At 68.6% G+C, this 11,035-nt stretch carries 12 protein-coding genes; 7 read left to right on the forward strand and 5 right to left on the reverse strand.

Going from position 1 to position 11,035, the window contains the following annotated elements; all coding sequences use genetic code 11:
* Positions 1-104: 104 nt before the first annotated feature.
* On the reverse strand, positions 105-266 hold the full coding sequence (locus BDIM_RS18120) for a hypothetical protein (RefSeq protein WP_003166127.1): 162 nt from the start codon (positions 264-266) through the stop codon (positions 105-107).
* Between the two features lie 165 nt (positions 267-431).
* Here BDIM_RS18120 and BDIM_RS13305 point away from each other — a divergent pair, with 165 nt between their 5' ends.
* On the forward strand, positions 432-650 hold the full coding sequence (locus tag BDIM_RS13305; RefSeq protein WP_040346181.1) for a DUF1289 domain-containing protein: 219 nt from the start codon (positions 432-434) through the stop codon (positions 648-650).
* 76 nt (positions 651-726) lie between these two features.
* Entirely contained in the window at positions 727-1,218 is a 492-nt protein-coding gene (locus tag BDIM_RS13310) for a retropepsin-like aspartic protease family protein (protein WP_003166129.1), read from the forward strand.
* Between the two features lie 7 nt (positions 1,219-1,225).
* Here BDIM_RS13310 and BDIM_RS13315 read toward each other — a convergent pair whose 3' ends face one another.
* Positions 1,226-2,065 carry an LD-carboxypeptidase gene (locus BDIM_RS13315; RefSeq protein ID WP_003166130.1) on the reverse strand — a complete coding sequence of 280 codons (840 nt, stop codon included), beginning with the start codon at positions 2,063-2,065 and terminating at the stop codon, positions 1,226-1,228.
* 79 nt (positions 2,066-2,144) lie between these two features.
* Here BDIM_RS13315 and BDIM_RS13320 point away from each other — a divergent pair, with 79 nt between their 5' ends.
* From BDIM_RS13320 to BDIM_RS13340, 5 genes are all read left to right on the forward strand, one after another.
* Positions 2,145-3,545, forward strand: a complete 1,401-nt coding sequence (locus tag BDIM_RS13320; protein WP_040346183.1) for a UDP-N-acetylmuramate--L-alanine ligase — start codon at positions 2,145-2,147, stop codon at positions 3,543-3,545.
* A gap of 118 nt (positions 3,546-3,663) precedes the next feature.
* Positions 3,664-5,265: an ATP-binding protein gene (locus BDIM_RS13325; RefSeq protein WP_003166132.1), complete on the forward strand. Its 1,602-nt coding sequence runs from the start codon at positions 3,664-3,666 to the stop codon at positions 5,263-5,265.
* A 63-nt stretch (positions 5,266-5,328) separates the two neighbouring features.
* Positions 5,329-6,000 (forward strand): PepSY-associated TM helix domain-containing protein, encoded by a 672-nt coding sequence (locus BDIM_RS13330; RefSeq protein ID WP_040346185.1) that lies wholly within the window; start codon positions 5,329-5,331, stop codon positions 5,998-6,000.
* Between the two features lie 11 nt (positions 6,001-6,011).
* Positions 6,012-6,527 carry a DUF2271 domain-containing protein gene (locus BDIM_RS13335; protein WP_003166135.1) on the forward strand — a complete coding sequence of 172 codons (516 nt, stop codon included), beginning with the start codon at positions 6,012-6,014 and terminating at the stop codon, positions 6,525-6,527.
* Between the two features lie 55 nt (positions 6,528-6,582).
* Positions 6,583-7,650 (forward strand): FAD:protein FMN transferase, encoded by a 1,068-nt coding sequence (locus BDIM_RS13340; protein ID WP_003166136.1) that lies wholly within the window; start codon positions 6,583-6,585, stop codon positions 7,648-7,650.
* 7 nt (positions 7,651-7,657) lie between these two features.
* Here BDIM_RS13340 and BDIM_RS13345 read toward each other — a convergent pair whose 3' ends face one another.
* From BDIM_RS13345 to BDIM_RS13355, 3 genes are all read right to left on the reverse strand, one after another.
* Entirely contained in the window at positions 7,658-8,335 is a 678-nt protein-coding gene (locus BDIM_RS13345) for a Fe2+-dependent dioxygenase (RefSeq protein ID WP_003166137.1), read from the reverse strand.
* An 83-nt stretch (positions 8,336-8,418) separates the two neighbouring features.
* A complete protein-coding gene (locus tag BDIM_RS13350; protein ID WP_003166139.1) occupies positions 8,419-10,683 on the reverse strand; it encodes a TonB-dependent receptor in 2,265 nt (754 codons plus the stop codon).
* A 111-nt stretch (positions 10,684-10,794) separates the two neighbouring features.
* A partial coding sequence (locus BDIM_RS13355; protein WP_040346187.1) for an oxidoreductase C-terminal domain-containing protein occupies positions 10,795-11,035 on the reverse strand: 241 nt, incomplete at its 5' end.

Consider the following 11,035-nt stretch of genomic DNA (forward strand, 5'->3'; position numbering starts at 1 on the left):
GAAGCTGTGGGTGTCGGCCAGGGCGCGGCGGGATGGCAAGGGCGGAATTGAAAAACCCCGGTCGTTCTGACCGGGGCTTCTGGTTGGATCATCCAGTCTCGCGACTACGCGCGCGGCCGTTTGATCGTTATGGGCACGAAGTTGGACGGATGGCTGACCACGCGGTCGCCTGTGCCGTTCATCTGCTTCGTGTTCACCAGCATCCCGCCGAATAGGGCGAAGGACAGCATGGCGTGCTGGAGATTGCGCTCTTTGTTTTCGTTCATTTTTGGCGTCTCCTTTCGCTGAACGATGAAAGAAGACACGTCGTGCTTATTGGGACTCTCACCCTGTCAGTCGTTTCGCGTCGACGATGAAGATAGCGAAGCTGTGGAAAAAGTCAAGAATTATAGTCCGTTCTCGGACTCATTGTAGCGATAACGTCACGAATCATGACCGAAGCCCCCGCCCCTCGCCCGCCGCGCCCCGTCGCCAGCCCATGCGTCATGGTCTGCACCGTCGACGGCGCATCGGGCCTGTGCCTGGGCTGTTTCCGCACGCTTCAGGAGATCGCCACCTGGAGCCGGATGACGGACGAGGCCCGCGCCGCCGTCATGACCGACCTGTCGGGCCGCAAGGGTCGGATCGATCCCCGCCTGCTGGGCGAATGAAGACCCTGGGTCGTCAACCTTTCGTTCGCCACGTCGCTTCACCGCATGGGAAGACCAAGGCGGCATAGTCCGCTTCATGATCCGCTTTGACCCGCGCTCCGCTGTCGTTTTCGCCGCCGCCCTGGCGTCGGCGTCGGCGTGCATCGGCGCCCTGATGTGGTGGGAAGGCCCGGCCCAGGCCTATGCCGCTGTGGCCCTGAAGGAGGCGCCGTCGGTGACGCGCGCGGCCGACGGCCACTACTGGGCCGAGGCGACCGTCGAGGGACGGCCGATGCGAATGCTGGTCGACACCGGCGCCAGCGTGGTGACGCTGAGCCGCGCTGACGCCGAACGGCTGGGCGTGCGGCTGAAACCGCATGACTTCAACCAGACGCTGAACACCGCCTCAGGCCAGGTGCCCGCCGCGCGGGTGCTGCTGACCTCCCTGTCGGTGGCGGGGGTCGAAATGACTTCGGTCGAGGCCCTGGTCGTCGATCGCGACATGCCCGCGGCCCTGCTGGGCATGAGCTTCCTCGGCCGCCTGTCGGCCTTCGAGGCGCGGCCCGACGGCCTGATCCTGAGGGGCTGAACGCGCCTCAGCCGCGCCGGCCGAAGGGCACGACCTTGTTGTCCCGGTCATGGCCGATATCGGCGTCGCCCAGATAGGCGATGCCGGAGCGCACGCACCAGTACCGCACGATCTCCTCCGCCGTCAGACCGAAGTCGGGGTCGTTGACGGTGACGTCCGACACCCGGCCCAGACGGATGCCCGCGACACGGCGGATCGAGGCCTGACCGGTCAGGTGGAACATCATCCGGTCGACGCGATAGAGGGCCTCGGACACCTCTTCCAGCATCAAGACGTGGCCGGTCAGGTCCGGCTCGATCGCCGTGCCGACCAGTTCATTGAGGATGGTCAGGTTGAAGCCGACGGCGGGCCGAGGATCGGTCAGCAGCGACGGCTCCAGCGACGCCGCGTCGCCGCTCCGCAGCCAGTTCACCGCCCGCAGGCCCGCAGCGTCATGGCGCGATCCGTCCGAGGCCATCGGCCCGTGCGCGACATGGGGAAAGCCCGCGCGATACAGCGCCGCCAGCAGGCTGCCCGCGTCAGAATAGCCGAGGTAACGCTTGACGTAGGCGTGGGCGGTCAGCTCGGGGATCACCGCCTCGGCGATGCGGCAGGCGCCGTAGCCGCCGCGCGCGAACCAGACGGCGTCGATCTCGGGGTCGTTGGCGGTCTCGACGAAGGCGCGGGCGCGGGTGGCGTCATCGCCGCCGAAATGGCCGTGCGCCTCGAACAGGGCCGGATGCAGCACCAGCTCGACCTCGCCGCTCGGCCAGGTCGCCGCCGCCCAGGCCCGGATCGCCTCGCCCCGCGCGGGGTCCAGGCGGGAGCTGGCGTTGACGACGCCGATTCGGAACGGTCTGGTCTGCATGGACGGGGTGGCCTCGGGCGCCTCACGTGCTAGTCAGGCTGCCGGACATTCCCCGGTTTCCAGCCCTGAAATCAAGCCGATGAACAAAGACTATTTCTTCTGCGGCGTCGGCGGCTCCGGCATGCTGCCCCTGGCGATGATCGTTCAGGCGCAAGGCAACCGCATCGCCGGCTCCGACCGCGCCCTGGATCAGGGCCGCACGCCGGACAAGTTCGACTGGCTGCGCGCCCACGGCGTGACCCTGCACCCGCAGGACGGATCGGGCGTGGTCAGCAAGGATCAGGTGGTCGTCGCCACCGGCGCCGTCGAGGACACCGTGCCCGATATCGGCGCGGCCAAGCGCGTCGGCGCCCTCATCAAGACCCGTCCCCAGCTGCTCAGCGAACTGTTCAACGCGGCTCCGACCTCGATCGGCGTGGCGGGCACCAGCGGCAAGTCCACCATCACCGGCATGATCGCCTGGATCCTGGATCAGGCGGGCCGCACACCGACCGTGGTCAACGGCGCCGTGATGAAGAACTTCGCCGACGCCGACCACCCGTTCGCCAGCGCCCTGATCGGCGGAGCAAATGATGAGAATGGCCTGTTCGTCGCCGAGGTGGACGAGAGCGACGGCTCCATCGCCCGCTATGACCCGACCGTGGCGGTCGTCTCCAACATCTCGCTGGACCACAAGTCGATGGAGGAGCTGCGCGACCTGTTCGGCGGCTTCGTCGGCCGGGCGACGACGGCGGTGCTGAATCTCGACAACCCCGAGACGGCGGCGCTGGCGCAAACCCTGGAGACGGGCAAGGCGATCACCTTCGCCCTGGGCGAGGAAGAGGCCGATCTGTCAGCGCACGACCTGCAACCGCTGCCCACCGGCATGACGTTCGAGTTTCGCGTGCGCGGCGAGGCGGCGCGAGCCGCGCGGCTGAACGTGCCGGGCGCGCACAATGTCGCCAACGCCCTGGCGGCGCTGGGCGCAGTCAAGGCGCTGGGCGTCGGCATGGATCAGGCGGTCGCGGCGCTGGAGACCTTCAGCGGCATCCGGCGGCGGCTGGAGGTGGTGGGCGCGCGAAACGGCGTCACCGTCATCGACGATTTCGCCCACAACCCGGACAAGATCGCCGCCACCCTGAAGACCCTGCATGCCTTCGACGGACGGTTGCTGATCCTGTTCCAGCCGCACGGCTTCGGCCCGCTGAAGCTGATGCAGCGCGAGTTCATCGAAGGCTTCGCCGGTCTGATGCGCCATGACGACGTGCTGCTGATGCCCGAGCCGGTCTATTACGGCGGCACCACCGACCGCAGCGTCGGCAGCGAGGACATCGCAGTGGGCGTCCGCGCGGCGGGTCGTCAGGCGCAGGCCCTGGCCACCCGCGCCGACTGCGGCGACCGCATCGTCGAAATCGCCCAGCCCGGCGACCGGATCGTGGTGATGGGCGCTCGCGACGACAGCCTGTCGACCTTTGCGGCCGAACTGCTGGCTCGCCTCTGATCATCCGTTCTCGGATTATCTGTCAGATTAGCCTTGCAAAACATTCACTTCCGGCAAAGCGCCTGTTAAGCGGCCCTGGCCTAACCCTGCTCGCGCAAAACGCAGGGGACGGCTGGGAATGGCCAGAATCGGAGATTTCGTGGACGCCTCGGCGCCCATGGCGCCGGACGCGCCGGGGGCCGACGCCCTGGCCCGTTTCGAGGCCGAACCCGAGACCCTGGTCATCGCCGTGGCCGACGCTGACGGACGCCCCGTCGGCCTGATCGAGCGCAACGCCTTCACCCTAAAGCTGGCCGCCGAGTTCGGCCGCGCCCTTTACGCCCGGCGCCCGGTCTCGGCGCTGATGGACCCGGCGCCCATGATCGTCGAGGCCGACGCCTCCGCCGACATCCTGTTCGCCTCGATGGATACGGCGGGGCTGGGCGCCTTGCTGAAAGGGTTCATCGTCGTCTCGCGCGGCCGCTATGTCGGGGTCGGCGCCGGGCTGCACGTGCTTCAGGCCGGGGTAGCGATCCACAAGCGCCGCGCCGAAGCCATGGCCGAGCTGGCCCAGAACCTGGTCCGCGCCGAGGCCGAGGCGCGCGCCTCCAGCCGGGCCAAGTCCGAATTCCTGGCCGTCATGAGCCATGAGATCCGCACGCCTTTGAACGGGGTGCTGGGGGTGGCCGCCTTGATGGAGCGCCAGCTGACGCAGGAGGATCTGCGCCCCCATGTCCGCACCATCCTGGACTCCGGAAACAGCCTGTTGCGCCTGCTGACCGATGCGCTGGACATGTCCCGCGCCGAAGCCGGGATGCTGACGTTGGAGCCCGCTCCTCTGGACCTTCAGGCGGTGACGGCGGACCTGTCGGCCCTATGGAGCCCCCGCGCCGAAGAGAAGGCGCTGGACCTGCGCGTCCACGGAGATCTGCGCGCCGCGCGCTGGATCATCGGCGACGAGATGCGGCTGAAGCAGCTGCTCAACAATCTGATCGGCAACGCCCTGAAGTTCACGGAAGGCGGCGCCGTCGAGGTGCGCGTGGACACGGCGCTAGAGGACGGACAGGTGTGTCTGTCGGCGACGGTCGACGACAGCGGCCCCGGCGTCAGCGAGGACGCCGCGCGCGCCATCTTTGAACCCTTCAACACCGGCGAAGCGGGCCGCCAGGGCGCGGGCGCGGGACTGGGTCTGGCCATCTGCCGCCAGATCATAGACCGCATGGACGGGCGCCTGGCGGTCGAACGATCACCCCAGGGCGGGGCGCGCTTCCGCTTCGAGCTGCGCTTGCCGCTGGCCGAGGCCGATGGACGCCGCAACGACGGCGCCATGGCCGATCCCACCGCCCACCCGACCCTGCACGTCCTGGTGGTGGACGACAACGCCGCCAATCGCTTTGTGGCGGGCAAGGTGCTGGAATTGTTCGGCTGCACCCACGAAACGGCCGAGAACGGTCGTCAGGCGGTCGAGTGCGCGACGACGGCGCCCTTCGACCTGATCCTGATGGACGTGAAGATGCCGGTGATGGACGGGGTCGCCGCCACCCGCGCCATCCGCGCCCTGCCCGGCCCCGCGTCCGCCCTGCCGATACTTGCGCTGACGGCCAACGCCGACCCGCGGGACGAGGCGGACTATCTGGCGGCGGGAATGGACGGGGTGGCGCAGAAGCCGATCCAGCCTGAGGCCCTGCTGAACGCCATCCGCCTGGTCCTGTCGCGCGAACAAACCGCTCAGGCCGCCTGACCGGATCAGCGGCGCCGATAGTCGCGGTTGCAAGTCATTTGCATTTCATGGCAAGGCCAGGGCGTGACCGACGCCGCCGCCTCTTCCGCAAAGCCCGCCGCCCAGCCGAAGGCCAAGGCCGCACGGCCGCCCGCGCGCGCCTTCTGGTTGAGACAGTTGCAAAGCTGGCACTGGATTTCGGCGGCGGTCAGCATGATCGGCCTGCTGCTGTTCGCCGTGACGGGCGTCACCTTGAACCACGCCGCCCAGATCCCGGCCGAGGCCGTGGTGCGCGAACAGACGGCCGTCCTGCCCGCCCCTCTGCTGGCGCGGCTGGCCGAGTTTCCTCAGGAGACGACCAATCCCGCGCCCGACGCCGTGGCGCGCTGGGCGGACGCGGCCTTCGACGTCCGCATCGCCGGAAAGCCGACCGAGACGACGGCCGAGGAAATCTATGTCGCCCTGCCCATGCCCGGCGGGGACGCCTGGCTGACCATCGACCGGGCGACAGGCGAGGCCCTGCACGAAAAGACCACGCGCGGCTGGGTCGCCTGGCTCAACGACCTGCACAAGGGCCGCAACACAGGCGCGGCCTGGTTCTGGTTCATCGACGCCTTCGCCGTCGCCTGCATCGTCTTCACCCTGACGGGGCTGGGCCTGTTGTGGCTGCACGCCTGGCGGCGGCCCCTGACCTGGCCGCTGGTCGGGCTGGGGCTGCTGATCCCCGTCGTGCTCGCCCTGTTCTTCATCCATTGAGGAGCCGCCTCATGCGTCCGCTTCCCCTGATCCTGACCGCTGCGGGTCTTTCAGCGGCCGCCGCGCCCGCCCTGGCCGCCGACCTGTCTGTGTGGATCGAGCTGCCGCGCATCAACAGCGCCGCCTATCACCGCCCCTATGTCGCCGTGTGGATCGAAAAGCCGGATCAGAGCGCCGTCCAGACCCTGGCCGTCTGGTATCACCCCGGCAGCCGCAACAGTCAGGGCGACGGCACAGACTGGCTGAGGGATTTGCGCGCCTGGTGGCGCAAGGGCGGCCGGGCCATGGCCATGCCCGCCGACGGAATCTCCGGCCCGACCAAGGCCCCCGGCCGCCATGCCGTCAACGTGCCCGGCGCGCGCCTGCGCAACCTGCCCGCCGGGCAGTACACGCTGGTCGTCGAGGCGGCGCGCGAGATGGGCGGGCGCGAGTCCGTGCGCGTGCCCTTCCGCTGGGGAGCGGCCAGTACGGCCTCCGGGACGGGATCATCCGAACTGCGCGCCGTGCGCGTCGCCGTGACCCGCTGAACGATCCCGGTCATAAGGGGCCTTCGTCTCTTTCAGCCAGACCGTTGCGCCGCCCATGAAACGATCCGCCTCCGCCCCCTCGCCGATCCTGATCGGAGGGCCGGACGACAGCCCACGCGACGACCGCGTTCTGATCCCGCCCATGACCGGCGCGCCCGAACGGCCGCCCAGCGACCTGATCTGGTCCCTGTCGGGCGAGACCATGGGCACGACCTGGTTGGTGCGGCTGGTTCCGCCGCCGGGCGCCGCCCAGGGCGATTTCGCGACGGCGATCGAGGAAGAACTGGCCCGCATCGTCGCCGTCTTCAGCCCGTGGGAGGTCGACAGCGAGATCTGCCGTTTCAACGCCGCCCCGGCCGGAACCTGGGCTCTGTCGGACGACTTCTGGGCCCTGTTGACCCAGGCGCTGGATCTGGCCGACGACGTCAACGGCGCGGTCGATCCCAGCCTGGGCGCCCTGGTCGACCTGTGGGGCTTCGGCCCGCCGGGACCGCGCTCGGTCCTGCTGCCCCTGCCGTCCGACGAAGAGGTCGAGGCGGCTCGCGCCATCTCGGGCTGGCAGAAGCTGAGGCTGCACCGCGAGGCCCAGGCGGCGATCCAGATCGGCGGCATGAAGCTGGACTTCTCGGGCATCGCCAAGGGCCATGCGGTCGATCGCGTCTCGGACCGGCTGAGCGCCCTGGGCGCGACCTCGCACCTGGTCGAGATCGGGGGCGAGCTGAAGGGACGCGGCGTCAAGCCCGACGCCCAACCCTGGTGGGTCGAGATCGAGGCCGTCGCCGAATCGCCCGCGCCGCGCACGGTGGCGGCTCTGGTCGACTTGGCCATGGCGACTTCGGGCGACGGGCGCCGCGCCTTCACCCATGAAGGACGGCTCTATTCGCACACCCTGGACGGCGCGACGGGGCGCCCCGTCGACAACGGCCTGGCCCAGGTCACGGTCTTCGACGCCTCGGCCATGCGCGCCGACGCCCTGGCCACGGCGTTGACCGTGCTGGGCCCGATCGAGGGGCCCGAACTGGCCGAGGCCCTGGGCCTGGCCGCTCATTTCACGGAACGCACGCCCGACGGCCTGATCGAGCGCATGACCCCCGCCTTCGCCGCCATGCTGGACGACGCCTGAGGGAGCGTCAGACCTCGGACCAACGCCGCAGCAGGTTGTGATAAACGCCGGTCAGCTCGATCACCGCCGCGTCCTTCGGTCCCTTGTCCAGATTGACCCGCTGGATCGCCACGTCGAGGCGGAACAGGGTCTCGCGGTCGGCGTCGTCGCGGATCAGACTCTGCAGCCACATGAAGCTGGAGACGCGCGCGCCGCGGGTGACCGGCGTCACCCGGTGCAGGCTCTTGGACGGATAGAGGACCAGATCGCCCGCCGGCAGCTTGACCGACTGGGCGCCGTACATCTCCTCAATGATCAGCTCGCCGCCGTCATAGTGCTCGGGTTCGGACAGGAAGAGGGTGGCCGACAGGTCGCTGCGAATGCGGTGGCCGTCGCGTTGGCGGATGGCGTTGTCGACGTGAGTGCCGAACTCGCCGCCGCCCTCATAACGGTTGAACAGGGGCGGAAAGATCGTGTGCGGCAGGGCCGCCGAGACGAACATCGGATTGGCGTTCAGCGCCTGGACCACCAGGGCCGACACCTCGCGCGCTTGGGCGCTGTCCTCGGGCAGTTGCTGATTGCGCTTGGCCGTCGCCGACTGATGGCCAGAGGTCATGTTGCCGTCGGCCCAGGGTCCGGCGTCCAGCGTCTGGCGCAGGGCCTTAACCTCGGCCTTGGTGAAGACTTCGGGGATGTGCAGCAGCATGGCTCTCTCACCGTCTGGAAACGCATCGGCCCCGCCGCTCGAACGAACGACGGGGCCGACATGATGGCGCGAAACGCAGCCTCTTAGTAGCGGACGTTCAGCGTCAGGATGGCCTGGCGCGCCGGGGCCACGTCGGCGTGGTGCACGCCGTTGGTGCGGATGATGTACTCCTCATCCCCGGCGTTCTGGACGTTCAGCTGCAGCGAGGCGCGGTCGCTGATGTCGTAGGAGGCGAACAGGTCGACGCGGGTGTATTCCGGCGCATAGACGCGGTTGGCGCCGCCGCCGGCCCCGCCCTGGTTCCCGCCCCAGGACTTGGAGACGTAATAGACGCCGCCGCCCAGGCTCAGCTTCGGCAGGACGCGGTAGGTGGTGAACAGGCTGGCGCTGTGCTCGGGCGTATTGGCCAGCGGATCGCCCAGGTTGACGCTGCTATAGGCGCCGCGCACCAATTCGGAGTCCATCCAGGTGTAGCCGCCGAAGACCTGCCACTTGTCGGTGATGTTGCCCGACACGCCCAGCTCCACGCCCTGCACCCTGGTCTCGCCCGCCTGCTCGAACAGGCCCGGCGCCACTTCGATGGCCGCGTCCTTGCGCGTCAGGTGAAACAGGGCGCCGCTGAGCGCCAGACGGTCGTCGAACAAATTGGCCTTGGCGCCGATTTCGAAGCTCTCGGTCTGCTCCGGATCCAACACCGTGCTGGCCAGGTTGCCGCTGCCTACGCCACCGACGCCGTTCTGATCGCCCGCCGAGATCGTGGGCGGCGTCGAAGCGGTCGAGAAGGAGGCGTAGACGCTGCTGCTCGCCGTCGGCTTGTAGACCAGACCCACCTGATAGTTGACGAAGTCCCAGTCCGCCTCGCGCATGACGGGTTCGACGGCGCCGCGCGGCAGCTCCGTGCCTTCGACGTCATAACGGTCGTAGCGCAGGCCCAGGTTCAACTTCCACCGCTCGCCCAGGCTGATGGAATCAAAGGCGTAAACTCCCAGCGCATCCGTGTCCGAATAGGTCTCCGGCCCGCGCGTGATCGTACCCGTCCACGGGTCGTTCGGGTTCGGCGCATAGACCTGGGTGCAGTCCAAGCCCGTCAACGGCGCCGGGCAGGCCGTGCCGGTCAGGGTCGTGACCGTATAGGAGGCGTTGCGGTTCTTCTCGCGCACCAGCTCCAGACCGACGTCGAAGTCATGCTTGATCGCGCCGGTCAGGAAGGAGCCGTGCAGGTCGGTGACGTTGGCCAGGGTCTCGGCCGGGTTCCAGCGCGACTTCAGGCCCCGCTTCATCCACCAGACGCCGTTGATCTGCTGAGCCGCGCCGCCGTCGCCGGGGTTGGTGACGACATAGTCGTTCAGCGTCTGCGCGTAGCGGGTGACGTTGCGCAGGGCCAGGGTGTCGCTGAAAAGATGCTCGACCTCCAGCGTCAGGCTGTCGACCGTATTGTTCAGATAGTCGCGCGCCTTCAGGCCGTAGAAGCTGTCATAGGGCACATCCAGGATGCCCGAGGCGTCCGGACGCGGCGCGTTCGCCCCGCCCAGCTTGGTGTAGAGCGGGACGCCGTAGTCGGGCGTCTGATTGCTGTCGAGATGGTAGTAGCTGGCCGTCAGCGTCGTCGGCGCGCCCAGACCCACGGCGACCGCAGCCCCGACGCCCCACTTGTCGAAATCGGCTCCGTTGCGGCCCGGCACGTCGCCCTGCGAGGCCATGACGTTCAGGCGCATGGCGGCGGTCGGACCAACCTGCCAGTTGGCGTCCACCGTGCCACGCAGATAGTCGTCCGTGCCGACCCCGGCCGAGCCGTGGACGAAGTTGGTCAGACGCGGCGACTTGGAGCCCAGGTTGATGCTGCCGCCACCCGAACCGCGACCCGAATAGACGGAATCGGCGCCCTTGATGACCTCGACCTGCTCCAGGTTGAAGACCTCGCGCTGCTGGCCGCCGGTGTCGCGGATGCCGTCGACGAAGATGTTGTTGCCCGAGGCCTGACCGCGGATGAAGGGCCGGTCGGCCAGGGGCTGGCCGCCTTCGCCTGCGCCGAAGGTGATGCCCGGCGAAGTGCGCAGGATGTCCTGCAAGGAGGTGGCGGCCGTCTGTTCGATGATCTGCTGCGGGATCACCGTCACGGTGCGCGGCGTATCGACCAGAGGCGTGACGAACTGCGGGTCTTTCGGCTCGCGCTTCACGCGATGGCCGTGCACGTCCACCGTGCCCAGGTTGGTGGCGTCCTGACTGATCACCCCATCGGCGGGCGCGGCCTCGTCAGTCGCCGCGATCGCGGGCGCGGCGCACAGCATCCCGGCGGCGCTGGACGCGAACAGGAGCGCCTTGAGGGCGGCGGAGCGGGTGTCGGACATGAGGAGGAACCGGCCATTGATTGAGACCGGCTCGCATTAGCACCATTTCAGGGTGCGACAATCTGACTCCTGCGACTAAATCGCACTTGCGGATCAGGTGTCACACGCAGGTCACACCTGGGGCTTGGCGACCGCCTTGATCGACACTGTCGGATCGGCCAGCAGGGCGTCGTCCACCGCCGTCCCCTTCCCGATCAGCATCCGCCCGCCCATGAAGTCGGCCGGGGCGTTGACCGCCTCCACCGCCACGATCCTGTCGCCGCTCAGATGGAAGACCGAGAAGGCGCCGCCGGCCGGATCGCTGCGCGCCAACTGCCGGTCGGCGTCGAAGGGCACGCCCGCGATCTGCAGC

Origin of the sequence: Brevundimonas diminuta ATCC 11568 (assembly GCF_000204035.1) — a bacterium.
GTDB classification, from domain to species: domain Bacteria; phylum Pseudomonadota; class Alphaproteobacteria; order Caulobacterales; family Caulobacteraceae; genus Brevundimonas; species Brevundimonas diminuta.

Bases quoted from the DNA above. Each gene is read 5' to 3' on its own strand.
- BDIM_RS18120 (WP_003166127.1), bottom strand. From the start codon at position 266: ATGAACGAAAACAAAGAGCGCAATCTCCAGCACGCCATGCTGTCCTTC.
- BDIM_RS13305 (WP_040346181.1), top strand. From the start codon at position 432: ATGACCGAAGCCCCCGCCCCTCGCCCGCCGCGCCCCGTCGCCAGCCCA.
- BDIM_RS13310 (WP_003166129.1), top strand. From the start codon at position 727: ATGATCCGCTTTGACCCGCGCTCCGCTGTCGTTTTCGCCGCCGCCCTG.
- BDIM_RS13315 (WP_003166130.1), bottom strand. From the start codon at position 2,065: ATGCAGACCAGACCGTTCCGAATCGGCGTCGTCAACGCCAGCTCCCGC.
- BDIM_RS13320 (WP_040346183.1), top strand. From the start codon at position 2,145: ATGAACAAAGACTATTTCTTCTGCGGCGTCGGCGGCTCCGGCATGCTG.
- BDIM_RS13325 (WP_003166132.1), top strand. From the start codon at position 3,664: ATGGCCAGAATCGGAGATTTCGTGGACGCCTCGGCGCCCATGGCGCCG.
- BDIM_RS13335 (WP_003166135.1), top strand. From the start codon at position 6,012: ATGCGTCCGCTTCCCCTGATCCTGACCGCTGCGGGTCTTTCAGCGGCC.
- BDIM_RS13340 (WP_003166136.1), top strand. From the start codon at position 6,583: ATGAAACGATCCGCCTCCGCCCCCTCGCCGATCCTGATCGGAGGGCCG.
- BDIM_RS13345 (WP_003166137.1), bottom strand. From the start codon at position 8,335: ATGCTGCTGCACATCCCCGAAGTCTTCACCAAGGCCGAGGTTAAGGCC.
- BDIM_RS13350 (WP_003166139.1), bottom strand. From the start codon at position 10,683: ATGTCCGACACCCGCTCCGCCGCCCTCAAGGCGCTCCTGTTCGCGTCC.